Annotated in this window: 16 protein-coding genes; 2 read left to right on the forward strand and 14 right to left on the reverse strand. The window is 72.6% G+C overall.

All coding sequences use genetic code 11. From position 1 onward, the window contains the following. Nucleotides 1–280 precede the first annotated feature (280 nt). The 6 genes from ACFV57_RS20900 to ACFV57_RS20925 all read right to left on the reverse strand — a co-directional run bounded on the left by ACFV57_RS20900 (nt 281) and on the right by ACFV57_RS20925 (nt 5,234). Nucleotides 281–1,153 carry an ABC transporter permease gene (locus ACFV57_RS20900; protein ID WP_385234165.1) on the reverse strand — a complete coding sequence of 291 codons (873 nt, stop codon included), beginning with the start codon at nt 1,151–1,153 and terminating at the stop codon, nt 281–283. Beyond that, nucleotides 1,150–2,007: an ABC transporter ATP-binding protein gene (locus ACFV57_RS20905; RefSeq protein ID WP_385234484.1), complete on the reverse strand. Its 858-nt coding sequence runs from the start codon at nt 2,005–2,007 to the stop codon at nt 1,150–1,152. Before ACFV57_RS20905 ends, ACFV57_RS20900 begins: the two co-directional genes overlap by 4 nt. Nucleotides 2,008–2,045: 38 nt before the next feature. Continuing rightward, complete coding sequence (locus tag ACFV57_RS20910) at nt 2,046–2,459, reverse strand: transcriptional regulator (RefSeq protein ID WP_385234167.1); 414 nt, start codon at nt 2,457–2,459, stop codon at nt 2,046–2,048. Further along, nucleotides 2,456–2,944 (reverse strand): hypothetical protein, encoded by a 489-nt coding sequence (locus tag ACFV57_RS20915; RefSeq protein ID WP_385234170.1) that lies wholly within the window; start codon nt 2,942–2,944, stop codon nt 2,456–2,458. The genes ACFV57_RS20910 and ACFV57_RS20915 overlap by 4 nt, the downstream gene beginning before the upstream one ends. A 166-nt stretch (nt 2,945–3,110) precedes the next feature. Then, nucleotides 3,111–3,518: a RidA family protein gene (locus ACFV57_RS20920; protein ID WP_385234173.1), complete on the reverse strand. Its 408-nt coding sequence runs from the start codon at nt 3,516–3,518 to the stop codon at nt 3,111–3,113. Between the two features lie 216 nt (nt 3,519–3,734). Beyond that, a complete protein-coding gene (locus ACFV57_RS20925; RefSeq protein ID WP_385234176.1) occupies nt 3,735–5,234 on the reverse strand; it encodes a PLP-dependent aminotransferase family protein in 1,500 nt (499 codons plus the stop codon). Between the two features lie 408 nt (nt 5,235–5,642). On the opposite strand from ACFV57_RS20925, the gene ACFV57_RS20930 reads away from it, so the two are divergent. Continuing rightward, complete coding sequence (locus ACFV57_RS20930) at nt 5,643–6,173, forward strand: YitT family protein (RefSeq protein ID WP_385234179.1); 531 nt, start codon at nt 5,643–5,645, stop codon at nt 6,171–6,173. A gap of 14 nt (nt 6,174–6,187) precedes the next feature. Here the strand turns inward: ACFV57_RS20930 and ACFV57_RS20935 are convergent, their stop codons facing one another. The 4 genes from ACFV57_RS20935 to ACFV57_RS20950 form a co-directional block, all read right to left on the reverse strand. After that, nucleotides 6,188–7,417 carry a cytochrome P450 gene (locus ACFV57_RS20935; RefSeq protein WP_385234182.1) on the reverse strand — a complete coding sequence of 410 codons (1,230 nt, stop codon included), beginning with the start codon at nt 7,415–7,417 and terminating at the stop codon, nt 6,188–6,190. A 92-nt stretch (nt 7,418–7,509) separates the two neighbouring features. Further along, on the reverse strand, nt 7,510–8,241 hold the full coding sequence (locus ACFV57_RS20940) for a tRNA-dependent cyclodipeptide synthase (protein ID WP_385234185.1): 732 nt from the start codon (nt 8,239–8,241) through the stop codon (nt 7,510–7,512). A 43-nt stretch (nt 8,242–8,284) separates the two neighbouring features. Continuing rightward, nucleotides 8,285–8,620 (reverse strand): DUF6092 family protein, encoded by a 336-nt coding sequence (locus ACFV57_RS20945; protein WP_385234187.1) that lies wholly within the window; start codon nt 8,618–8,620, stop codon nt 8,285–8,287. Then, on the reverse strand, nt 8,580–9,206 hold the full coding sequence (locus ACFV57_RS20950; RefSeq protein WP_385234190.1) for a nitroreductase family protein: 627 nt from the start codon (nt 9,204–9,206) through the stop codon (nt 8,580–8,582). The genes ACFV57_RS20945 and ACFV57_RS20950 overlap by 41 nt, the downstream gene beginning before the upstream one ends. Nucleotides 9,207–9,613: 407 nt before the next feature. Here ACFV57_RS20950 and ACFV57_RS20955 point away from each other — a divergent pair, with 407 nt between their 5' ends. After that, on the forward strand, nt 9,614–10,585 hold the full coding sequence (locus tag ACFV57_RS20955; protein WP_385234193.1) for an NADP-dependent oxidoreductase: 972 nt from the start codon (nt 9,614–9,616) through the stop codon (nt 10,583–10,585). A 444-nt stretch (nt 10,586–11,029) separates the two neighbouring features. On the opposite strand, the gene ACFV57_RS20960 is transcribed toward ACFV57_RS20955, so the two are convergent. The 4 genes from ACFV57_RS20960 to ACFV57_RS20975 form a co-directional block, all read right to left on the reverse strand. Continuing rightward, nucleotides 11,030–11,455: a cold-shock protein gene (locus tag ACFV57_RS20960; protein ID WP_385234196.1), complete on the reverse strand. Its 426-nt coding sequence runs from the start codon at nt 11,453–11,455 to the stop codon at nt 11,030–11,032. A 413-nt stretch (nt 11,456–11,868) separates the two neighbouring features. Next, entirely contained in the window at nt 11,869–19,563 is a 7,695-nt protein-coding gene (locus tag ACFV57_RS20965; protein WP_385234199.1) for a MupA/Atu3671 family FMN-dependent luciferase-like monooxygenase, read from the reverse strand. Next, nucleotides 19,560–22,943, reverse strand: coding sequence for a type I polyketide synthase (locus ACFV57_RS20970; RefSeq protein WP_385234202.1), 3,384 nt, complete (start codon nt 22,941–22,943; stop codon nt 19,560–19,562). The genes ACFV57_RS20965 and ACFV57_RS20970 overlap by 4 nt, the downstream gene beginning before the upstream one ends. Then, a complete protein-coding gene (locus ACFV57_RS20975; protein WP_385234205.1) occupies nt 22,940–24,223 on the reverse strand; it encodes an MFS transporter in 1,284 nt (427 codons plus the stop codon). Before ACFV57_RS20975 ends, ACFV57_RS20970 begins: the two co-directional genes overlap by 4 nt. Nucleotides 24,224–24,431 lie beyond the last annotated feature (208 nt).

Here is a 24,431-nt window from a genome sequence, read left to right on the forward strand (position 1 = left end):
ACCGTCTTTGGCGGGTGGGGGAGGTTCAGCGCGTCCACTTGGCCGGCGACCAGCGCCACGGGGCCTTCTGGGGGGGCCGTTGGGTGTGGCGTGTCGGGCTTCCGGTGCCTGCGGCGCCCCCCGTGCCCCCGCGACCGTCCTGACCCTTCCTCAACACAGGGGGCCTGCGCAATCATCCCGGCCGGTGTCGTGGCCGGTGCGGAACCCGCGGAGGGACGGCGGTTGCGCGGCGACGGTGCGGCGGCCGGTGTCCACGCCGACCGCGTCCGCCTGCTCCGTACTACCCCACCTGTGCCCCCGCTCCGTTCATGGCCGCCTTGCGCTGGCGTCCTGCCAGGCGGGAACCGGACTCGCGGCGGGTCGTCCTGCGCAGCAGCGGTACGGCGAGGAGGAAACCGGCGACGGCCCAGGCCGTGAGCACCAGGGCGACCGTGGGCAACTGCCAGGCCCCCGATGCCTCCGCGGCCAGCGCACTGTCCGGCAGCAACGCCGACCGCAGGCCCTGCGCCATCCATTTGAGCGGAAAGAACTCGGCTATCCGCTGCACGATCTGGGGCAGCCGGGTGACCGGGAACATCGTCCCGGAGATCACGAGCAGTGTCATGGAGGGCAGCATGATCAGGGCGAGCGCCTCGCGCGGGTTGGGCAGTACGGCGCCGATGGCCGCGCCGAGCGGTACGACCGCGAGGAGTCCGAGGCCGGCGACCCAGATCAGGGTGAGCCACTGGGCCGGGGTGGCCGGCAGCGGCCCGTCGGCCAGCACCGCGCAGGCCGTGAGCAGGAGCACGAGGGTGCCGACGGCCATGCCGAGGATCAGCAGCGCCTTGGCCACGAGGTACGCCGGTATGCCGCCCGGCGTGGCGCGCAGTCGCAGCAGCGCGCCCTCTTCGCGTTCCGTGACGAACATCTGCGGGATGTTGAGCACGCCGAGCTGGAAGAGCAGATAGGCGCTGAACCCGGCGACCATCAGATGGCTCATGGGGAGCTCGGTGCCCGGCACGGAGTCGCCGATGGTCACGGCGAGCACGACGGCCACCACGATGTTCAGCAGATGCCCGCTCAGCTCCTTCTTGCTGCGCAGCAGCTGGCGCAGTTCGATGCCTCCGCGCCGGACCCCCGCCCGCAGATACCTCCGCGGCCCCGTCCCCCTCATGCGGCACTGTCCTTTCGGTCCCCGGCGTCGGCCGGGGGTCGGTTCTCGGTGTTCACCATGTGCAGGTAGGTGTCCTCCAGCGTCGGGCGGCGCACCTCCAGGTCGGCTATCGGTCCCCGGGCTTCGCGGTGCAGGTCCCACACGAGCCGGGAGGGGTCCTCGGTCCGCTCCCTTCGCGGGGTCCCGTCCTCGGCCGTCCAGCGCACCTCGGCGCGGGCCGCGGCCTGCCGGGCCAGTTCGGCCGGGGTGCCGCTGACGCGTATCCGCCCGTCGACCAGTACGGCTATACGGTCGGCGAGGCGTTCGGCCTCGATGAGATCGTGGGTGGTGAGCAGGATCGTGACGCCCTCGTCGCGGGCGAGTTTCTCGACCAGGACGTGGAAGTCGTAGCGCGCCTCCGGGTCGAAGCCGGTGGTGGGCTCGTCGAGGAAGAGCAGTTCGGGGCGGCCGACGATGCCGAGGGCGACGTCGAGACGACGGCGCTGGCCGCCGGAGAGTCTGCCCACTTGCTGGTCCGCCTGCGTGCTCAGGCCGACGAGGGCGAGCAGCGCCGCCGGGTCACGCGGGTAGGGGTAGTACTCGGCGAAGTGGCCCAGCAGTTCGCCCACCCGCCATCTGGCGTGGTCGCGCCAGGACTGGAGGACGAGACCGAGCCGTCCGCGCCAGGCGTCGTCACCGCGCACCGGGTCCGTACCGAGTACGCGCACCTCGCCGGAGGAGCGTCGGCGGAAGCCTTCGAGTATTTCGACGGTGGTGGTCTTGCCGGCGCCGTTCGGGCCGAGCAGGGCGAAGATCTCGCCGCGGTGGATGTCCAGGTCGACGCCCTGGAGCACTTCCCTGGAGCCGTAGGACATGCGCAGGTCGCGGACCTGTACGACGGGGGCGGGCGGGGTCACCGGCGGGCCTCCGTACGCATCGGGCGCGTCTTCGCGGAATCCGCGCTTTCCGCGCCCGCGTGGGCCGCAGCCGCATCCGGCGGGGACGCCGGGGCGGCTTCGGGAGGCGGACCGGTGGTGGCGCCCTCGACGATCGCGCGCAGTGCCGCCACATGTCCCTCGAACGCCGTCCGCCCCCGGTCGGTGAGCCGGACCTTCGTGCGGCGCTTGCGGCCGCCGCCCTCCTTCCGGATCTCCAGGTAGTGGGCCTCCTCCAGCGTGTGCAGCTGTTTGGAGAGCGCCGAGTCGCTGAGCGAGAGGCTGTCCCGGATGAACGGGAAGTCGGCCCATTCGGTGGCGGCGAGGAGCGCGACCACCGAAAGTCTGGTCGAGGGATGGATCAGTTCGTCGAAACCTGTGGGGGTGCTCATGGGCGGCTCCCGTCGTAGCTGCGCAGCGGGGCGAAGGCCCACCGGTTGGCCGGCGCGGTGACGAGCAGGAAGAGGCCCGCGCAGATCGTGGCCTGCACGAGGCTGCCGAACGGCAGCTCGGCCCACTCGACCAGCCGGCCGGTCAGCGCGATGCTCGCCGCGCCCAGGGCGGCCGCCGCGAGGAACACGGCGAACACACGCCATGAATAGCGCGAACGATGCAGTCGCATACGGGATTTGCGGCTCGCCCGCACGCCCATGGCGCCCAGCGCGCCCACATACGCGGCCAACGCCACCAGCACCCCCCATTCGGGCAGGTCGAGCCCGCTGACGGCCAGATAGACCCACATGACCGCCGCGATCGGCAGATACGCCCGCCGGCCCGTCACGGAGCAGCGCTCCAACTCGTCGTACACCCGCTCCTGCGGGACCCGGATCCGCTGCAGATCCGCCCATGCACGTTCGGCGTCCACCGGTGTGCTCATGCACATCGCCTCCCCAAGACGTTGACATGCTGCATCGCTGAGTTCATGGACGATCCACTTCCCCACCGTCAGCTTTCCCACTAGGAAAGTTAGCGCAGACTTTCCTGCCGGGCAAGTCAAGAAACGGGAACACGCGGCCGGACGCGACCGCCGCCGCCGTTCCCCGTCACTCGATGCTGGCGACGGCCTCCACCTCGACCAGATGCGCCGGGATGTCCAGCGCCGCCACACCCAGCAACGTGGCCGGCGGGGTCGGGGTGGTTCCCAGTTTTTCGGCTGCCCGGGTGATGCCTTCCAGGAGCAGGGGCATCTTGTCCGGGGTCCAGTCGACGACGTGGACGGTCAGTTTCGCGACGTCGTCGAAGGAAGCGCCGACTCCGGCCAAGGCGGTGGCGACATTCAGGTAGCACTGCTCGACCTGGGCGGCGAGGTCACCTTCGCCGACCGTGGTTCCTTCGGCGTCCCAGGCGACCTGGCCGGCGAGGAAGACCAGTTTCGATCCGGTCGCGACCGACACCTGCCGGTAGACGTCGATTTCCGGCAGTCCTTCGGGGTTCACCAGGGTGACGGCCATGGGTGTGCCTCCTCGGCGTGAGCCCGTGGCCCCGCTGCGCGCGGGCCACGACGCTTCCGGTTTCTCTTGGTTACTCGGAAACCGTAGGAGAGTGGCCGCTGACGTGGAAGAACGCACTTCTCGGTGCCTGGGGAACCTGATGGTGACCCAGCAGTTCGGGAGCTCCCCGGGAGGACGAGCACGGAAACGAGGACGAGCACGGGGACGGGGACGGGCTCAAGCGACCCAGTGTGGGCGGCGGTCGGTCGACGAGGGGGTGAGGCCGTCCGCCAGTGCGGTGGCCATGCGGTGTACGGCCTCGCGGAGGGTGTCCGAAGGGGTGGTGTAGGGAATGCGGAGGCGCTGTTCGAAGACGCCCGGGTCGGTGGCGAAGTAGGCGCCGCCCTCGATGCGTACCCCGTAGTCCAGGGCCCGTTCGGCCAGCGCGGCGGCCAGCGGCTCCCCCAGATCGACCCAGAGGGACAGGCCGCCGGGCGGCAGTCGCCAGGTCCACTGCGGGGCGTGTTCGGTCAGCGCGGCGGCGAGGGCGGCGCGCTGGACGCGCATCCGCTCCAGGCGTGGCGGGAGCAGTTCCTCCGACCGGTCCAGCAGATCCAGGGCCAGGAGCTGGTCCAGGACCGAGCCGCCCATGTCGGTGGCGACCCGCTGCCCGGCGAGTTCGGTGACGAGCCGCGCGGGGGCGCGCAGCCAGCCGATGCGCAGGCCCGCCCAGTGGGTCTTGCTCATCGAGCCGGTGGTGATGACCTGGCCGGTCCCGCCGGGTGGGGCGAGGGAGGCGAAGGGCGGTGGCGCGGGGACGTCGAGGGCGAGGTCGGTCAGGGTCTCGTCGATGACCAGCCACGTGCCGGAGCGTTGCGCGGCGCGCAGGATGCGGGCGCGCTGGCCGGCGGGCATGAGGCAGCCGGTCGGGTTGTGGAAGTCGGGAATGAGGTAGGCCAGTTGGGGCACCGACTGGCGCAGGGACGATTCGACGATCTCGGTGTCCCAGCCGGTGTCGGTCACGGGGACCGGCACCGTACGCAGCCGGGCGCGCCGCAGGGCTTCCAGGGCGTTCGGGTAGGACGGGTTCTCGACCATGACCCGGTCGCCGGGGCGGCAGAGCAGCCCGAGGACGAGCGTGAGCGCGTGCTGGGCCCCGGAGGTGACCAGGATCTGTTCGGGCACGGTGGCCAGGCCCCGCCGGGTGAACCGTTCGGCGATGGCGGCACGCAGCTCCGGCAGGCCGTACGGGTGGTAGCCGGGGGTGTCGACGTGCTCGGCCAGCTGCGGGGACACCCTGGCGAGGGCGTCGGCGAGTGTGCGGTGCGGCAGTCCGGGGGCGGCCCTGGCCAGGTCGATCGCGGTGTCCCGCGGGCCGAGGAGCCGTGTGACACCGCGGGGGGTGCGGCCTTCGGGCAGGGCCGTCCAGGTGCCGGCGCCCTGGCGGCTGTGCGCGTAGCCGCTCTCGCGCAGCAGGTCGTAGACGGCGGTGATGGTGGCCCGGCTGGTGTTCAGGGCGGTGGCGAGTTCGCGTTCGGCGGGGAGTCTGACGTGCAGCGCGATACGCCCGTCCAGGATCAGCGCGCTGATCACCTGTGCCAGGTGGCGGTAGGCGGGCCGGGACTCCGACGGGTCGGGCAGCAGCGCGGCGAGTCGCCTGCTTCCCAGCGTGCGGTCCGAGTGTCCGGTCCTGGCTCCTGCTCCGTGTACGGGTTGGGGCGCTCCGGTGTCCGCCATGTCGCTCCTCCGTTCTGCCGCGCCCGTCAGCCGGCTGCCGCCCCTGCCGCGTCGCGCCGCACGGCCATACCACTCCCCCGGTATTGGCCATGTTCTGTCAGCCAATCACTGTACAGAGTCACACCAATGGCCTCGGACGAACGCGGGCCCCGGCACACGAGGAACGGTGGAGGCGACCGGCACGTGCAGCACGAGCACACGCACCCGCACACGGCAACAGCCGGACACGAGCACGCAGGGCGAGGACGATCCCGGAACGAAGGGCGGGACCCGACGCGTCCGCCGGTCAGCCCCCGGACAGGCGCGCCGCCGCTCGCTCTCGCCTACGTCCCGCTCGGTGAGCGTCCACTGAGGCGGCTGCCCCAGCTGTTCACCGGCCTGGCCCTGTACGGGTTCAGCCTGTCGGTCATGGTCCGGGCCTCACTGGGCGTCAACCCGTGGAGTGTGCTGTACGAGGGGGTGGCGCGCCACACGTCCCTGAGCTTCGGCACGATCAGTGCCGTCGTGGGGGTGCTCGTGCTGCTGCTGTGGATACCGCTCAGGCAGCGGCCGACGTTCGGCACGGGCGCCAACATCGTCGTTCTGGCGTGCTCGTCCGACCTCGGGCTCCGGCTCCTCCCCCAGGACCTCGGGCTTGAGGCGCGGATCGGCCTGCTCGCCGGTGGCGTTCTCCTGAACGGCCTGTCCGTCGCCGTCTACGTGGGCGCGCGTTACGGCCCCGGCCCCCGGGACGGCCTGATGACCGGCGCGTCGGCCGCGACCGGGCGTTCGCTCCGCTTCGTCCGTACGCTGATCGAGGTCACCGTGCTGGGCGCCGGGTGGCTGCTGGGCGGGAGTGTGGGGGCCGGCACCGTGCTCTATGCCCTCGCGGTCGGCCCGGTCACCCAGTTCTTCTTGCCCCGGTTCGCCTACCGGAGCGCGGTGGAGCGCCAGGGGTGAGAAACCCGGTTCGGTCACCAGGACGCCGGAATCGAAAGGGGGCGGCGGAAGAACAGGCCCTCGTGCCAGCGGATCTCCTCCGGCTGCACGGCCAGGCGCAGGCCCGGGTTACGGGACACGGTGCGCACCATGGCGTCGATCAGGCAGCGCGCCAGCCGGTTGCCGGGGCAGAAGTGCAGGCCGCGTCCGAAGCCGAAGTGCGCGGGGCCCCGGCGGCCGAGGAGGAAGGCGTCCGGGTCCTCGAACGCCTCCGGGTCGTGGTTGACGGCCTCCATCGAGACCATCACCACCTCTCCCGCCCTGATGGTCTCGCCGTCCACCTGTACGTCCTCGGTGGCCCGGCGTTTGGCGGACCCGGTGGCCAGGGGGGTGTGGCGCAGCAGTTCCTCGACCGCGGCGGGAATCAGCGCCGGATCGCGGTTCAGTGCCGTGACGGCTTCGGGGTGTTCGAGCAGGGTGATCAGGGCTCCGCAGAGGAACCCGGAGGAGGTCGGATATCCGGCCACGACGAGGAGCTCGGCGACTTCGGCCAGGTCCTCGTCGCCGAGCCGGCCGGATTCCGTGGGGGCCTCGGACACGGCCTTGAGCAGGTGCTCCCCCGGTGTCCCGGCCAGGCGGCGGGCGTGGGCGAGGAAGAACCGGTGCATGTCGGCGAAGGCGGCGGTCTGCTGCCGTGCGGTGACGCCGCAGAACCGCAGGCCGAGGTCGGCCCAGCGGGTCAGCTGCTCCTCTTCGTCGGGGCCGAGCTGTCCCAGTAGCGTCCGCGATGCCGACTGCCGGGCCAGGGGCAGGGCGAACTCCCGTGCCAGGTCGACGGTGTCCCGGCGTTCGAGGAGGGCGCGCATGAGGACGTCGGCCCGCTCGCGAATCCACTCCTGGTGGCGGCGGACCGCACGCGGCCCGAGGCCGTCGGCGAGCACGGCCCGCAGTCCGGCCTCTTTGAGAAGCGCGATGGCGTTGCCGCGCGTGCCCGGGGCCCGCAACTCGACGGGCTCCTGGCGTGGGCAGCCGGGCGCCATGGCGGCAGCCGAGCTGAACCGCGGGTCCTCCAGCACCTGCACGGCGGTGGCATAACGGGTGACCAGCCACAGCCGGTCGCCGGTGTATTCGGACACGACCGGGCAGGCCGCCGGGCCGGTTTCGCGCAGCCGTGTGTAGTGCGGGGAGAGCTGCTGGCTCCAGTCGTGGAACGGATACGTGAGAGCCCCGGATGCGGGTGCGGCGGACTCGTGTGCGGTAGTCACGGTGAGTGCTCTTTCCCATGGTGGGCGGCCCGCACCTCAGGTCGCCGGGGCGGGCGTCGCCGAAACGGCTGCGGTCGGCGGCGGGACGAGGGTCAGTGTTCGGCCGGGTTCTCCGTGAGCAGGATGAGGCCCTGGCCGTCGGCGGCGCGCAGCGGTCCGTTCCCGATGTAGAGCAGATCGGCGAACGGGACGGGAGCGTGATAACTGGCCAGCGACGTCGGCACGTCGAGGATGCTCGGGGTGTCGATGAAGAACGGCAGCTCGTCGATGAGGTACTCCAGGGCCAGGCCGGTCGGGTCGCTCTCGGCGGCCCCGCCCCGCACCGGCTGCGGGCCGCCCGTCGTGACAGCGCGGGCCGTCACCTCCCGGCAGACGCGGCGGGTCCGCTCGTCCGAGGCCAGCGCGTCCCGGACCCGCTGGTGGAGTGCGCGGTACTCGGGTGACTGCGCCAACTCGGACAGCAGGTGGGTGCGTTGGTCCGGCTCGGGGATGCCGGTGCGTTCGAAGGCGCGGCGGATGCGGCGGCGGACGCTGGAGAGTTCGGTACGGGCCTTCTTGTGCGCCGCCTGCTCCGGGTAGCCCTGCGCACGGTAGTTGGAGGCCAGGGAGCGGTCCGGGACGATGACGTCCACCCGCTGGAAGGTGGCGTGTGCCCAGCGCAGCATCCGGGCCAGGGTGGGGATGCGGTAGTAGCTGTTGCCCGGACTGACGCCGATCAGCAGGTGGTCGGCGCCGGACAGCAGGCGTCGGCAGTTGGGCGTGTGCGGCAGCGCGGTGTAACTCTTCGCGATCGTGGCCGCGGTGAGGGGCAGGGGGTTCGACACAGACGTTCCTCGGTGTGGGTGGGCGTGGCCGGGGCCGCCCGGGTCAGGGGCGTACGGAGGTGTCCGCGGCCGGTGCGGGCTCCCGGACGGCGTGCGCCACCCGACGGCAGAGGTCGTCCAGGAGATCGGACGCGTCCAGCGGCCGCTGCGGTCCGGTGGCGACCCGTTCGATCTCGGCGCGGACGGCGGCCAGCCGCGGGTCGTGGGCTCCGCTCGCCTCCAGCAGCTCCAGCGTGCGGCGCGCGCCGTCCATGCAGCGGAAGACGCCGTAGAAGCCGGGTTCGTCCATCAGGCCGCGCGCGCTGCTCAGCAGGAAGCCGGCCAGCAGCGCGAGCCCTTCACTCAGCTGCGGCGGGTTCGGCTCGACCGGCCCTCTCATAGCTGATCACCTCGCTTCTGGGTCGTCTGAGGGACGGTTGGGGCGCCTGCGCGGGATGCCCGACCGGCACCAGCAGCAGCGGGTCGAGCGAGGGCGGCAGGCCGAGCAGTTCCCGCAGCACGCCGGGCACGAATCCGTGCACCGGACAGGCGCCGAGGCCGTGCGCGTGGGCGGCGAGCAGCAGGTTCTGGGTGGCCATGGCCGCGCACAGCGGCGCGATCCGCCGCCCGGAGGCATCGGTGCTCCGCGCGGTGTCCACGCAGACGACGACGATCAGCGGGGGCAGTCCGATCACGCCGGGCGACAGGCCGCGCAGCCGCCGGATCGTCCGCCGGTCCTGGACGGCGAGGAAGGACCACGCCTGGGCGTTGCCCCCGGAGGGCGCGGCGAGCATGGCATCGAGAAGCGCCTCCACGACGGGGGCGTCGACGGGCGCTTCGGTGTAGCCGCGTACGACGCTGCGGGTGAGCAGGGTCCGCATGAACGCGTCCGCCGACGCGGATCGTGGCGAGCCGGTACGAGGCGGCCTGCTCGGCGCGTCGGTGACCGTGTGCAGCGCGTCGGCCATGGCGACGGGGTCACTCACGTCCGGCTGCGCGGGGCGGCTGGGCGCAGCGGTCTGCTGGGGAGGCGGCGCGGACCGGCGAGGCCGGGTTCGGGGCCGCGATACGGGCGGTCGCCACGCGAATCCTTTCCATGGGCCCGCGGTGCCGGCAGGCAAACGGGAGTAATGCCAAATTGCCTGCCGGGCTGCGGTCGCGCGCCCTGCGGAAGGCCGGACGAGTGATCGACCGCAGTGCCCTGAGGAGGGCTGCGACGCACGGAGGCTTCGGCCGGGAGGAGGGGTTCGCGGCGAAGGAGAGTCCTGCCGCGGGTTCGGACGGTCGCGGAGGTGTGTCAGCGGTCGTTCGCGGCTACTCCCGTACTACCCGTACGGCGATGATCAACCGACCGGGCCGTGCGCGCGGCCCGGCACCCCTCAGGAGACACGGCATGAGCAGCGAACCGACCATGCGCACGATCACCCAGGACACCTGGGGCGGCCCCGAGGTGCTGTACCTGACCCGGGCGCGGCGGCCCGTGCCGCTGCCCACCGAGGTGCTCGTGCGGGTGCACTCCGCCGGGGTGAATCCGGTCGACTGGAAGACCCGTCAGGGCGGCGGCATGGCCGGAGTCCTCGGAGACCCGCCGTTCACCGTGGGCTGGGACGTCAGCGGTGTCGTGGAGGAGGTCGGCTTCGGTGTGCACACGGTGGAGGTGGGGGACGAGGTGTACGGGATGCCGTGGTTCCCGCGACAGGCCGGCGCGTACGGCGAGTACGTGAGCGCGCCCTCCCGGCACTTCGCCCGCAAGCCCGCCGCGCTCGACCACGACCACGCCGCCGGGGTGCCGCTGGCCGCGCTCACCGCCTGGCAGTCGCTGGTGGACGCGGCGCGCGTCGAGGCCGGCCAACGGGTGCTGGTCCACGCCGCGGCCGGCGGGGTCGGTCACTTCGCGGTGCAGTTCGCCAAGCACCTGGGCGCGCAGGTCATCGGTACGGCCCGGGCCGCCAAGCACGACTGGCTGCGCTCACTCGGGGCGGACGAACTGATCGACTACACCGAGGACCGCTTCGAGGAGGCCGTACGCGACGTCGATGTCGTCCTCGACCTCGTGGGGGACGAGCACGAGCGGACCAGCACCCGTTCCCTGCGGACACTGCGGTCCGGTGGCACGCTCATCGCCGTCCCTTCGGGGGCCTCACCCGACCTGGTGGAGCGTGCCCGTGCGCAGGGCGTGCGGGCGAGGGGCTTCCTGGTGGAGCCGGACGGCGCGGCGCTCGGCCTCATCGGAGGCCTCGTCGACGAGGGGGCGGTGTCGGTGGCGGTCGAGGACGTACTGCCGCTGGCCGAGGCCGCGGAGGCGCACCGCCGGGGCGAGGAGGGCCGTACCCGCGGCAAGCTGGTATTGCGTGTGGCGTCCTGACATCGCGCCGCGCTCGCCGGATACCGGACCGACCGGTGGACGCGCCCGAAAGGGTGACCGGCATTTATCCACCGGAATACCGGCCGTACCGGCACCCCGGCCCCCGGGCCGAACCCACGGCGCGAACCCGCGTTCCGGTCCCGGAACCCGAACAAGGGGACCCGGACCCGGAACTGGAACGCGGCCTGAACCGGAACCCCGATGCACCCGGTGTCCCCACGCCCCGGTGCTCGTCAGACAGTCGGACCCGCCATCGGAATTCCGTTCTCCGGAGCAAGCGCGGGCCGACGATGTGTACCGGCCACTGCGTTGTGCGTGCGACGCCGCACCGCATCGCCTCTGCGCAACCTGCCGGATACGGGGAGTGGCAGCAGACGCGATACGGACGGCCCGCGGCGGTGGGAGTTCGACCGACCGGGCCCGGGGCCCGGAAGTTGGGAAAAGTTACGCGTCGACCCATTCGTGGGACTGTGCCTGCTTCAGCAGACGCTGACGGGCCTGGACGATCTGCTCGCCGGTCATGCTCGGCACGCCCGTCACCAGGAGTTCGGTCACCTCGTCCAGGAACTCCTGGGCGGAGAGGGTGTCGCACAGGACACCGTCCTCGAAATTCCCGTCGTGCGCCGCGCTCTGCGCGCGGTGGGTGCCGCCGGACCGGCCGGGGGCGCCTTCCAGGAAACGCACCTCGGACGCCTTGGGGCCCCGGTCGCCCTCGTCCACCAGGAATTCGACCTTGACGCCGGGGGCCATCAGCCCCTTGTCGAATTCCAGGTCGTTCACATGCACGAAGACGTCTTCTCCGCCGTCGTCCGGGACGACGAATCCGTAGCCGCGTACCTCGTCGAACCGAATGACCTTGCCCGAAACCATCACAGTGCCCCAAACCCCAATTCCACAACTGCCCGCAATTCCGCACCCTGTCGCCATCGCCTCGGCGGTGCCGTTCCCGCCGGGCGGACCGGCAGAGGTTATCGCCGAAGGCGGAGACGAATCGGTGGATGTCCCGCACATACTATTGCCGAGCCGCGGCGGAACGTCCAGCCCGGCGCCCGCCCCCACCCCGCACCGGCGTACGCGGGCGGTCCGCGGGGCGGCACCGACCGTTTCGACGACACCGCACCGTCGCGACGACACGATCCCGTCGAAACGACACCGGCACGCCGCTACGGCGGCAGTCCGTCGCTACGGCCACGTTTCGTCGTTACGGCCCGGCCCGTCGCTACGGCACCGGACCATCGCTACGGCACCGCCCCATCGGAACGGTGCCGTAGCGACGAAACGGGTCAGTCCGCCAGGGCGGTCCGCACCTCCTCCGCGAGCAGGGCCACGTAGTCGGCGGTCCAGCCCTCGATCGTGCTCCGGTCCCACAGGTCGGACGAGTACTCGACGTACCCGGTCAGCGTGTCGCCCGCCGGGACGAGCCCGAAGTTGAACTCCGTACGGGAAGCCCTGACGGCCAGGTCCTCCACCGCGGTCTCCACGCCGGGCAGCTCGATGTCCGTCTCCAGCGAGTTCTGGTACTGGAAACCGAACGGCACGTGGTCCGGCACCTCGACGCCCATCTCCTCACGCAGGGGCTTCGCCAGCCTCCGCAGCGGCATGATGTGGTCGATGCCCTCGATGGAGGTGTGCGCGACCTGGCGGACGAGGTCCGCGAAGTCCTCGGCCCCGTCGAGCCGGATGCGCAGCGGCAGGCCCACGGCCGTGCAGGCCACCAGCGACTCGAAGGCGCGGCGCTCACGGTTGGCGTAGGAGACGTTGACGACGACGTCCGAGCGCCCGGAGAGCTTGCCGACCAGCCGGCCCAGGGCCGCGACGGTGACCGCGTACGGTGTCGTGCCGCACTTCCTGGCCAGCCGTTCCACGTCGGCGCGCACGTCGGCGCCCACCGGGAAGAGGAAGACGCGCCCCTGTCCGCTGAGGGTTTCCGGGCGGGGCCGGTCCAGGGGCAGCGCGTGCTGGAACGGCGCGCCGTCCAGTTCCCCGGCCCAGTACTTCAGGATGCGCTCTTCGGTCCGGTCCGTGGCGGTCTCCTGCTGCCAGCGCGCGTACTCGGTCGGCTGCGGCACCGTGCTGCCCAGGGTGTGCGGGGTGCCGGTCACCGCGGCGCGGTAGAGGGCGGCGAAGTCGCTCAGCAGGATGCTGACGGCCCAGCCGTCGCAGGTGGAGTGGTGCATCAGGAGGAACAGCACCCAGGCCGACGGGCCGGTGCGCACCAGCCGGAGTTTGGGTGCCACTCCTTCGGTGAGGTCGAACCGGGTGTCCGCGACCTCGGCGCTGATCCGCTTGATCACGTCGTCGGCGTCCCCGGCCGCGCCCGTCGTGCCCGGGGTGGCGGCCGTGGCTTCCTTCCGGGTGGTCAGGTCCTCGACCGGGAGATCGACCGGCCGCGGCCGGAGGATCTCCTGCCACCACTGCCCGTCCTCTTCGACGAACCGGGTGCGCAGCGATTCGTGACGGGCGACGAGCCCGGTCAGCGCGGTGCGCAGCGCCGGCAGGTCCAGGTCGCCGGTGAGCGTGATGCGCAGGGCGACGTTGTAGACCTGCGGCAGGGTGTGCCGGTGGTGCGAGTCGATGAAGCCCCGCTGCTGGCGGGTGACCATGGCCCGGTCGACCACCTCGGCGGCGGCGACCGCTGCCCCGTCCGCATCCCCGCCGTCCCCGGCATCGGCGCCCCCGGAGCCGGATTCCCCGGAGTCCCCGGAAAGGTACGCCGCCATGGCCCGTACCGTCGGCTCCTGGTAGAAGCGCACCATCGGGTACTCCTGGCCGAACACCTCACGGGCCCGGTTGACCAGCCGGATCGCGGCGATCGAGTGACCGCCGAGGTCGAAGAAGGACGTGTCGGGCCCGATGGCGTCGGCGGTGAGGTCGAAGGCGTCGGCCCACAGGGCCCGGAGGCGGTGTTCGAGCCGGGCCCGGAGGCCGGGCTCCGGCCGCCCGTCGGCCGGAACGGTGACGGTGGCTGCCTGCCGGGGGTCCCGCTTGGGCTCCACGGGAGCGGGCGTGGGGCGGACGGCCGTGACGATCTCCGGGTCGGGCAGCGCGGCGCGCTCCAGCTTGCCGTTGCCCGCGAGCGGCAGTGCGGTGAGGACCGACCAGGAGCGCGGTACGAGGTACTCCGGCAGCCGGGACGCGAGTTCGCGGGCCAGCCCGTCGGCGTACGCCTGGCGGTCGGCCGCGGTGGCGGTGTGACCCGCGCCCTGGTCCGCCGGTACGGCGTAGGCGGCGAGGTAGGCCTCGCCGTGGCTGTCGCGGCGGGCCAGTACGGCGGCTTCGCGCACGCCGTCCAGGGCGTTGAGCGCGCGGGCGGCCTCCTCGGGCTCGACGCGGTATCCGCGGACCTTCACCTGGTCGTCGATGCGCCCGCGGAACTCCAGCGCCCCGTCCTCGGTCCACCGCACCAGGTCACCGGTGCGGTAGTAACCGATGGTGCCCGACGCCTCGGAGACGTCCGCGCCGGGCCCGGCGCGGAGCGGGTCGGGGCCGAAACGTTCCTCGGTCGACGCGGGCGCGCCCAGGTAGCCGCGGGCCACGCCCGGCCCGCCGACGTACAGCTCCCCCACCGCGCCGAGCGGCACCGGCGCGCCCGAAGCGTCGAGGACCCGCAGCGTCACGTTGTCGGCGGGCCGGCCGATCGGGATCGGTCCCGAGCCGGTCTCCGGCGTGTGCGGGCGGACCGTCTCGGTGGTGCACAGCACGGTGATCTCGGTCGGCCCGTACACGTTGACCGTCTCGTACGCCACGTCCGGGCGCGGCCGGGCGCGCATCACGTCGCCGCCCAGCAGCAGGTGGCGCAGCGGCGGCTGCTCGGCGGACGGCAGGGTGAGCAGTGCCTCGCCGAGGGCGGTGGGCAGGATCGAGAAGGTCACGTGCTGCTGCGCGTACCAGCGGGCCAGTGCCGCCGTGTCCGTACGGACCGTGTCGTCGGCGATGACGATGGCCGCCCCCGCGGTCAGCGCGGGCCAGATCTCCAGGACGGAGGCGTCGAAGCTCTGGCTGCACACGAGCGCGCTGCGGTCGGCCGAGGTGAAGGCGAAGCGCTTGTGGTGCCACTGGCAGAGGTCGACGACGCTGCGGTGCGGCACCGCGACGCCCTTGGGTGTGCCGGTGCTGCCGGAGGTGTAGATGACGTAGCACAGGGATTCCGGCCCGGCGGCGTCCGACGGCGTCTTCTCCGTGCGCCCGGAGGCGTGACTCCCGCCGCTCCCGCCGCTCTTCCCGTCGGCGACGTCCAAGACGGCCGGGCCGTCGGGGAGGTCGAGCGCGTCGGCCTGGGAACCGGTGCTCACCAGGAGGCGGGCGCCGCATTCCGCGATCACCGCGGCGGCACGGGCCCGCCCGAGCGACGGGTCCAGGGGGACGTACGCGCGGCCGGACTTGAGGACCGCGAGCATGGCCACGATCAGGTCGAAGGAGCGGGGCAGCCACAGGGCCACCACCTCGTCCGCCCCGTCGCCGCCGGAGCGCTCCCGGATGACGGTGGCCAGCCGTTCGGCCCGCTCGTCGAGCTCGCGGTAGCAAAGCCGGTCCTCGCCGTGGTGGACGGCGGTCCGGTACGGGGCGTCCGCCGCGCGGCGGGCGACGAGTTCGTGGACGGTGGTGCGGGCGACGGGCCGGGCCGGTCCGTGCTGCCATTCGGCGGGCACCGGTTTCCCCGTCGGCGCGGTGGTCGGGGCCGCGTCCGTGCCGGGCCGTTCCGCCGTGGTGGCGAGGCGGGACAGCGGGGTCCTCGGGTCCCGTACGGCGGCTTCGAGCAGGTCGCGGAAGGTGTGGAAGAACCCGTCCACGGTGGCCGCGTCGAACAGGTCGGTGTTGTACTCCAGGTGGCAGCGGATGCCTTCGGGCTGGTCGGTGAAGTAGACGGCGAGGTCGGTGAGGGCCTTGTCGGGGCCCGCGTCGATCACGGTGGCCCGGACACCCGGCAGGTCGAAGCGGAACGGGTCGCTGCTCTCGAACTCGGCGAGCACCTGGAAGACCGGCGTGCGGTCGGTGGTGCGCGCCGGAGCCAGCTCCCGCACCACCGTCTCGAAGGGCACGTCCGCGTGGTCGTACGCGTCCAGGGCGACGCCCCGCACCCGGTCGAGGAACGCGCCGAACTCCGGGTCGCCGGAGACGTCGAAGCGGAGCGCGAGGGTGTTGACGAAGAACCCGAGCAGGTCCTCGGTGCCCTGGGGGCGGTCCGAGATCGGGGTGCCGACGACGATGTCCCGCTGTCCGGTGACCCGGTGGAGCATCGCGGTGAAGCCGGCGAGCAGCGTCATGAACAGGGTGCCGCGCCGCTGCCTGCTCAGGTCCCGCAGCCGGGTGGACAGCTCCGGGGCGAGCCGGTGGAAGACGGCCCGTCCGTTGGACGTCATGGCCGCGGGGCGGGGGCGGTCGCAGGGCAGTTCCAGTACGGGGAGTTCGCCGCCGAGCGTGCCGAGCCAGTACGTGAGGCCCGCGGCCTTCGCGGGCTCGTCGAGCGTACGGAGCTGGGCGCGGGCGTGGTCGGCGTAGGTGCCGGTGAGCGCGGGCAGCTCCGGGCCCGTGCCGTCGTGTGCGGCCCGGTAGAGGGCGGACAGGTCACGGGCCAGGACGGTGGCGGAGGCGGCGTCCACGACGATGTGGTGCAGGGAGAAGACCAGGACGTGGCGCTCCTCGGCCAGCTTGACCAGCCGGGTGACGAACAGCGGACCGTTGACGAGGTCGAAGCGCCGTTCGCTCTCCTCCGCCAGGACGGCGCGGATCGCGGCGTCGTCGCCGGCCGGGCCCGCGGCCGTACGGTCGAGCACCGCGAAGTCCGGTGCGGACGGCGGCCGGACGAGCTGGCAGGGCTCGTCGTCGATCTCGCGGAAGACGGTCCGCAGCCCCTCGTGCCGCGCCACCAGCTCGCGCAGCGCCGTACGCAGCGCGGGTACGTCGAGCGGGCCGTCCAGGCGGATGGCCTTGGTCTCGTTGTAGGCGGTGCGGCCCGGCAGCATCCGTTCGAGGAACCAGATGCGCTGCTGTCCCGGGGAGAGCGGGGCGGCGCTCTCGGGGGCGGGTTCCCGGACTCCCGTCCGGCCCGGTGCGGACGGCGCGGACCGGCGCGCGCCGGCGCTCGGCTCGTGGTATCGGCGGCGCAGCGCGTCGACGTGGGTGAGGCCGGAGCGCAGCGCGTCCGGGGCGACGCCGAAGTCGACGAGCGAGACGATCTCGTCGGCGCCCGCCGCGCTCACCGCGTCCACCACGGGGGCGACGGTCTCGGGGGTACCGATGAGGGCCCGCTGGTCGCAGTAGCGGTCGTAGGCGCGGCGGAAGAGTACGTCGAGGTCGTCCTCGCTGAGCGCGGACAGGTCGACGTTGTGGCCGAGGCTGTTGGCGACGTTGCCGAAGAGGGAGAGCGAGGCGCGCATGTAGCGCGACAGGGGCTCGTACGCCTCGGTGCGCGCGGTGCGGTGGTCGGCCGCGAGGTAGGTGTGCAGCAGGACCGCCACCCGCCCGGCGTCCGGGTCGAGGCCGTGCTCGGCGCGGGTGCGGCGGTACAGCGCGATGTTCTCGGCGAGCTGCTCGACACTCTGGGTCATCAGGTTGGTGACCACGCCGACGTCGTGCCGGGCGGCGGCCTCGTACGACGCGGGGTTGCCGACCACCGCCGTGTACATGGGCGGCGTGTCCTGGACGGGGCGCGGGAAGAGGCGCACCTCGGTCTCGCCGTCGCCGCCGGCGCGCCGCACGGCCTCGCCGCGCCACAGCCGGCGGACCTGCTCCACCTGCTCGTACATCATCTCCTTGTGCCGGCCGAAGCGTTCGGGGAAGAAGACGAAGTCGTTGGCGTGCCAGCCGCTCGCGCAGCCGATGCCGACCCGGCCGCCGGAGAGGTTGTCGGCCATCGACCACTCCTCCGCGACCCGGACCGGGTCGTGCAGGGGCAGGACGACGGAGCCCGCGTTGAGGCGGACGTGCCGGGTCTCGCGGGCGAGGGCGGCGGCGAGCACGACGGGGTTGGGGAACAGCCCGCCGAAGGAGTGAAAGTGCCGTTCGGGCATCCAGAGGGCGTGGAATCCGTGCTGGTCGGCGAAGCGGGCGGTGTCCAGGATGTGGTCGTACTTGCCCTGGGAGGCGGCCGGGTCCGCGGCGGCCGCGGTTTCGTCCTGGGGATAGTCGCCGAAGAAGTAGATGCTGAAGTCCGGGGTGCGGCGGGGGGCCGCGGCGGTGGCGGAGGGCGCCGGACGCGGCTCGGTGGCGGGCTTCGGCGCGGTGCGCGCGGGGGCCGGTACGGTGGCGGTCCGGGCGGCGGCCGCGTTCCAGGCCACTCCCTTGGGCTCCTCCGCGAGGGGCGCGCCGGGCACGGCCCCGGAGGCCTTCGGTGCCTCGGGGGTCCCAGGAGCCTTGGGCGCCCGCGCGGTTGCCGGTGCCGCCGTCGCCAGCGGCTTCGGCCCTCCGGGGAAGAAGCCCGCGGCGCGCAGGTCCCGCAGCGACCCGCGGACGGCGTCGGCGATGAATTCGAGGTCCCCGTCGGAGTGGGCGGTCGACAGGAAGAAGTTGCGCCATTCCCAGACGTGTACCCCGCGCAGCATGAGGTGGTGGTACAGAAGTTCCATGTCCGCGCGGTGCTCGAAGCGGAACTGGGAGCCGAAGTGGCTGATCCGCAGCGGGAATTCCTCGTCCTCGAAGAAGCGGTTCAGCGAGTCGGCCAGTTCACCGGTCCGGGCGTTCAGCCGCTCCTGGAGCAGCGGGCTGTGCTCCTTCAGGTGCGTCAGCACGGCGCGGGCGGCGACCATCGAGACCGGGTGCTGGATGTAGGTACCGCCGAAGAAGGTGGTGTCGGCGGGCGGGTAGCTGGCGTCCCCGTACTGCCAGAAGCCGCCGTCCACGCCGTTCATGATGTCCGCGCGGCCCGCGATGGCGCCGATCGGGAAGCCGCCGCCGAGCAGCTTGCCGTAGGTGGCGAGGTCGGGGGTGACGCCGTACAGCTCCTGGGCGCCGCGGGGCGCCGGGCGGAATCCCGTCAGCATCTCGTCGAACATCAGCACGATGCCGTGGCGGCGGGTCAGCTCGCGCAGCCGCCGTACGAACTCGGCGGGCTGCAGCGACGGATGCCGGCTCTGTACGGGTTCGATGATGACCGCGGCGATGTCGTCCGCGTGCTCGGCGACGGCCGCCAGGCTCGCGTCGCTGCCGTAGTCGAGGACGAGCAGGTCGGCGACGCTGTTGTGCGGGATGCCGCTGGAGACGGGGACGGTGACCCGGTCGGCGCCGGTGCCGGTGGAGCGGCCGAGGACGTTGTCGGCGTGGCCGTGGTAGGCGCCGTGGAAGGTGACGATGCGCCGGCGGCCGGTGGCGGCGCGGGCGAGCCGGATCGCGGCGGAGTTCGCCTCCGTACCGGAGTTGGCGAACGCCACCCGCTCCATGCCGGTCAGTTCCGCCAGCAGCTCGGCGGCCTCGCCGGTCTCGACGTTGCGCGGGCCGAGCTGGATGCCCCGGGAGAGGTGTTCGCGGACGGCCTCGCTCACGAACCGCGGTTCGTGGCCGAAGAGGAGCACGCCGAAGCCCATGGTGATGTCGACATAGCGGTTGCCGTCGACGTCCTCCAGCCAGGAGCCGCTCGCCCGGCGTCCGGCGATCGGGTACAGCATCTCCTTCGTCTTGCTGCGGAAGCCGACGACGGCCCGGCTGTCGGCCAGCACCCGGCGGTACCGCTGGGCGATCTCCTTGGACGTGGCGGTCTTGGCCGTGTAGCGGCGTACCAGGTCGTCGAGGTGCGCCTGCTGGGAGGCCGGGGCCAAGCCGCCGACCATGCCGGAGGCGCGGGAGACGGTCACCCGGGGGCCGTGCACGCGCTGCCGTCCTCCGGTCCCCGCCGCCGGAGCCGCGGGTGCCGGGGCCTCAGGTGCCGCCGTCTGTTCCGCGGTTCCGGCCGCGGCCTCGATCCGCTGCGCGATCCGCCGCGAGAGGTCGGCCATCGCGGCCAGGTCCTGGTCCACCGCCGCGGCGGCGCCGCTCAGCCCGGTCACTTCCCGCCCGCCTTGCCGTTGGCCACCGCGCCGCCGGACAGGACGCTCGTCGCCTGCGCGGTCAGCAGCTGGGAGAGCTGGTGGATCTGGGACATCATCTGGAGCTGGAGCTGCGAGAGCTGCTGCACCTGGCGCACGACGTCGGCGAGTTCCGCGCGCGTCACGGGGTGCGAGGCGCCGGACGGCTCGGCCGGCGCGGGTTCCGGAGCGCGGACGGGCTCGGCGGGTGCCGTGGGGGCGGGCTCGTACCGTACGGGTTCCTCCGCGGCCGGCTCGTACCGCACGGGCTCGTCGGCGACCGGCTCGGTCCGTACGGGCTCGCCCGCGACCGGCTCCGACCGTACGAGGCCACCGGCAGCGGCCTCCCCCGACGCACCGCCCGGCGCGCCCGGACCGCCCGCCATCCGGCCCACGATCAGCTCCGCGAGCTGCCGCGAAGTGCTCGCCTCCTCGAACAGCTCCCGCATCGCGACCTTGACCCGGTGGTCCTGCTCCAGCTCGCGCAGCACGCTGATCATTTGCAGGGAGTCAGCACCGAGGTCGAAGAAGGATGTGTCGCCGGTGATCGTGTCCGCGTCGTGCCCGAGGTGCTTGGCGACCAACTCGATGACGTGCCCGAGCACCCGCTCGAACACTGCCTCGTCCTGTGCCACGTCTTCCTCTTCTCTCGCTGGTTCGCCGGTCCGGACGGCCCGGACGGCTGTCGGCTCCGGCCCCGTCCAGTAGTTCCTGTGCTGGAAGCGGTAGCCGGGCAGCCCGGTCCTGCGGCCGGCGCTCCCGGCCGTGAGCGCCGGCCAGTCGGGGTCCGCGCCCGCACAGTGCAGCTGCGCCACCGCGTCCCAGAAGGGGGCGGGCCCGGCGCCGCGGCGCTGCGTCGGCACCGCCCGTACGCCGGGCAGGGCGGCGCGGGCGAGTCCGCTGAGCGTGGTGTGCGGGCCGATCTCGACCAGTGCGGCGGGGCCCGTTTCGCCGAGCGTGCGCAGTACCGCGTCGTAGCGCACCGGCTCGCGCGTCTGCCGGACGAAGTAGTCGGCGTCGGGCACCCAGCCGGGCTCGTACCGGCTTCCGTCGAGGCAGCTGACGAAGCCGGTCGTGACCGGGCGGAAGGTGACGCCGTCGAGCAGTTCCCGGAACTTGTCCAGGACGGGGTCCATGAGCACGGTGTGGAAGGCGCGGGTCACCGGCAGGCGTTCCCCGGTGATGCCCCGCTCCGCCAGGAGTGTCAGCAGCCGGTCCACGCCGGCGACGGGGCCGGCGAGCACGTGGCGCTGCGCCCCGTTGACGACGGCGAGTTCGAGGCCGCTGATCTCGGCGGTCAGGTCCGAGGCGGTGGTCAGGTCGGCCGAGACGGCGGCCATGGCGCCAGGTGCGCAGTGGTCCTGCATCAGCCGGCCGCGCTCCGCGGTGATCCGCAGGCCGTCCTCGACCGAGAGTGCGCCCGCCGCGCACAGGGCCGCGTACTCGCCGACGCTGTGCCCGGCGACGACGTCCGGCGTGATGCCGGCGTGCCGCCAGAGTCCGGTGAGCGCGTACTGGAGGGCGAAGAGGGCCGGTTGCGCGGTCCGGGTGTTCTCCGTCGTGGCGCGGTCGGCGCCGGGGTCGAGCAGGCCGTCGAGCAAGGGGGTGCCGTAGAGCTGCCGGTGGTGGCGTTCGCAGGTGTCGAGCAGGTCGCGTACGACGGCGAAGCGCTCGTACAGGGGCTGGGCCATGCCGGGGTACGGGCTGCCCTGCCCGGTGAACTGGAAGGCGACGCCCGCGCGCCCTTCGCGCGGCGCTTCGCCGGTCGTCACGGCGGCGGTGGCGGCCGGACCGCCGGTGCCCGCGAGCCAGCCGTCCAGGGCCGCGGCGAGTTCCGCGGGGGTGGTGCCGCGGGCTGTCAGGCGGTGCCGGTGGTGGACGCGTCCCGCCGCGGTGGTCACCAGGTCGGCGAGGTGTGCTTCGGGGTGGCGCGTCAGGTGGTCGCGTACGGCGTGGGCGTTGGCCGCGAGGGCCGCTTCGGACTGGCCGGACAGGACGAGGACGTCCGGCGGGGGGACGGTGGCGGCGCGGGGCGGGGGCTCGGGGGCCTGTTCCACGATGACGTGGACGTTGGTGCCGCCGACGCCCAGTGAGGTGACACCGGCCCGGCGCGGCGTGTCCCCCTGCGGCCACGGGCGGGCGGCCTCGGGGATGTAGAACGGGCTGGTTTCCAGGTCGAGGGCGGGGTTCGGCTCGCTGAAGTTGGCCATCGGCGGGATGACGCCGTGTTTGAGGACGAGCAGCGCCTTGATGAAGCTCGCCAGGCCCGAGCCCACGTCGAGGTGGCCGATGTTGGCCTTGGTCGAGCCGAGCGCGCAGTAGCCGGTCCGGTCGGTGTCGGCGCGGTAGGCGGAGACGGCGCCGTCGAACTCGATCGGGTCGCCCTTGAGCGTGCCCGTACCGTGGGTCTCCAGATAGCCGACGGTGTCCGCGCTGATACCGGCGTGGTCGAGCGCGCGGCGGATGGCGCCGCGCTGGCCCGCCGCGCTGGGCGCGGTGTAGGCCTGCTTGCCCGCGCCGTCGTTGGTCACGCCCCAGCCGCGCAGCACGCCGTGGATGGTGTCGCCGTCGGCGACGGCCCGGTCCAGGCGTTTGAGGACGACGGCGGCGACGCCCGTACCGCCCACCGTGCCGTCCGCGCCGGCGTCGAAGGCACGCAGACGGCCGCTCTTGGAGAGGATGGAGCCCTTCACGTACTGGTAGCCGAGGACCTGCGGTACGTGTACGGCCGTGGCTCCGGCCAGTGCGATGTCGCTGTCGCCGACGAGTACCGACTGGGCGGCGAGTTGCAGGGCGACCAGGGAGCTGGAGCAGCCGGTCTGCACACTGACGGCCGGGCCGGTCAGGTTGAGGCGGAAGGAGACGCGGGTGGCGGTGAAGTCGGTGTAGTTGCCGACCATGACCTGCATCCGGGAGAGCCAGTCGTCGCCGACGGGGCCCTTCAGGACGTTGTTCAGCAGGTAGTTCTCCATCGTGTAGAGGTGATAGCCGGTGGTGGCGAAGACGCCGGTGCGCTGTCCGTCCGGCTCCCGGGGATATCCGGAGTCCTCCAGTGCGTGGTAGGCGCATTCCAGGAACATCCGGTGCTGCGGGTCGGTGAGCTGCGCCTCCCGTCCGCTCATGCCGAAGAACGGGGCGTCGAAGCCGGCGATGCCGGACAGGATGCCGCTGGCGCCGACGAAGCCGTCCGCCCGGTACTTCTCCGCGGGGACGCCGGCCGCGGCCAGTTCCTCGTCGGTGAAGCGCCGTACGCAGTCCCTGCCGTCCCGGATGACGCGCCAGAACTCCTCGGGGGTGTCCGCCCCGGGAAGGCGGAAGGCCATGCCGATGACCGCGACACGCGAGTCGGCCGGTACGTTCATGAGCTGCCGCCCTCCGCGGCGGAGACCTCCCGGCCGGGCGCCGGGCCGCCGCTCTCCCGGGCAAGCCGTTCCTGCGGGAACAGCGAACGTCCTTTGGACAGCACGACGAGCAGCGCGACGCACAGCACGATGGCCAGCCCTTGGAAGGCGCCCACCACTTGCAGCGGCGAGTAGCGCTCCAGCAGCGCCGCGCTGACGATCATTCCCAGGCCGAAGCCGCTGTTCTCGGCCGAGGCGGAGAGGCCGAAGAGCCGGCCGCGCTGCTCGTCGGGGGCGGCCTGCAGCCGGGAGACGTACGCGATCTCCGTGAATCCGTCGGCCATGCCGGCGACGAGCGCGGCGACGGCCGCGGGGACGGCCGGCAGTCCGCTGAAGACCACGATGAACGCCGCGGACATCACACAGGAGCCGATCGCGAAGGCGCGCTCCCCCGGTGACCACCCGGTCTTGCTCGTACGGCGCGAGCAGACCTGCTGCGCGACGATGTTGCCGATCGCCCAGGTCGCCCAGAACTGGCTGATGAAGGTGGCCGGGTGGGACGGGTCCAGGGCGCTGGAGTAGATGGGCAGGGCCACGTTGTGCGACGAGGAGCCGAGGCCGTCGGCCGCGCGCACCGCGACCATGATCGCCAGCAGCGGTGCCGCCTTCAGGAGCGCGAGGGAGGCCCAGCGGCCGGTGTCCGCGGCGTCCGTCGCGGTGCCCTCGGCCGCGCTCTTCGCGGCGACGGCCCGGGTACGGATGGGCAGCAGGAAGAGGATCGTGGCGGAGACCGCGAAGGTGGCGGCGTCCATCGCGAAGGCCGCGGTGTAGCCGAGCTGGGCGATGACGACGCCCGCCGAGGCGAAACCGGCGATCATGGCCAGCGAACGGCCGGTCACCAGCAGGCCGTTGGCCCGGGTCCGCAGGTCGGCGCCGACGATCTCCGGGACGCTGCTGCGCAGTGCCACCTGGGAGAGCGTCGAACAGGCGCCGGTCCCCACGGCCAGCGCGAAGAGCAGCGCGACCCGTGCGCCGTCGGGCGCCAGGAGCAGCACCACCAGGGCGGTCGCCTGGGTCAGGTCCGCGCACACCATCAGACGCTTACGGTCGTAGCGCGACACCAGACGGCCGCTGACGAAGCCCGACAGTACGCTGGTGATCAGCCGGACGGCCATGAACAGGCCCGCGGTCAGCGCGCTGCCCGTCACCTGGTAGACGAAGACGTTCAGCGCCACCATGTTGAGGTAGCTGCCGTACGCGGAGACGGCGTTGCCGACGACGAGCAGCCGGAAGTGCCCCACCCTGTTGTTCCCCCTTAGCGCCCCGTGCCGGCCTGGTCCACCACACGGACGGCGGAGGACGTACTTACAGTCACCCGGTTCGCGGGGCGTCTGGAGACGCATCATCCGGTGACTTGACCGGTGCTTTACCCGCGTGTAGAGGCAGGGCGGGACCGGCCGTCGCCTTCTTGCGTTTTGCCGCGTCCGTGGTTAGATCAAGCCGCATGTC

Origin of the sequence: Streptomyces sp. NPDC059788 (assembly GCF_042732265.1) — a bacterium.
Classification (GTDB): Bacteria; Actinomycetota; Actinomycetes; order Streptomycetales; family Streptomycetaceae; genus Streptomyces.

Excerpts from the sequence above, each read along its gene's own strand:
- ACFV57_RS20910 (WP_385234167.1), bottom strand. The coding sequence starts at position 2,459 with ATGAGCACCCCCACAGGTTTCGACGAACTGATCCATCCCTCGACCAGA.
- ACFV57_RS20970 (WP_385234202.1), bottom strand. The coding sequence starts at position 22,943 with ATGAACGTACCGGCCGACTCGCGTGTCGCGGTCATCGGCATGGCCTTC.
- ACFV57_RS20920 (WP_385234173.1), bottom strand. The coding sequence starts at position 3,518 with ATGGCCGTCACCCTGGTGAACCCCGAAGGACTGCCGGAAATCGACGTC.
- ACFV57_RS20925 (WP_385234176.1), bottom strand. The coding sequence starts at position 5,234 with ATGGCGGACACCGGAGCGCCCCAACCCGTACACGGAGCAGGAGCCAGG.
- ACFV57_RS20915 (WP_385234170.1), bottom strand. The coding sequence starts at position 2,944 with ATGAGCACACCGGTGGACGCCGAACGTGCATGGGCGGATCTGCAGCGG.
- ACFV57_RS20945 (WP_385234187.1), bottom strand. The coding sequence starts at position 8,620 with ATGAGAGGGCCGGTCGAGCCGAACCCGCCGCAGCTGAGTGAAGGGCTC.
- ACFV57_RS20955 (WP_385234193.1), top strand. The coding sequence starts at position 9,614 with ATGAGCAGCGAACCGACCATGCGCACGATCACCCAGGACACCTGGGGC.
- ACFV57_RS20905 (WP_385234484.1), bottom strand. The coding sequence starts at position 2,007 with ATGTCCTACGGCTCCAGGGAAGTGCTCCAGGGCGTCGACCTGGACATC.
- ACFV57_RS20960 (WP_385234196.1), bottom strand. The coding sequence starts at position 11,455 with ATGGTTTCGGGCAAGGTCATTCGGTTCGACGAGGTACGCGGCTACGGA.
- ACFV57_RS20900 (WP_385234165.1), bottom strand. The coding sequence starts at position 1,153 with ATGAGGGGGACGGGGCCGCGGAGGTATCTGCGGGCGGGGGTCCGGCGC.
- ACFV57_RS20930 (WP_385234179.1), top strand. The coding sequence starts at position 5,643 with ATGGTCCGGGCCTCACTGGGCGTCAACCCGTGGAGTGTGCTGTACGAG.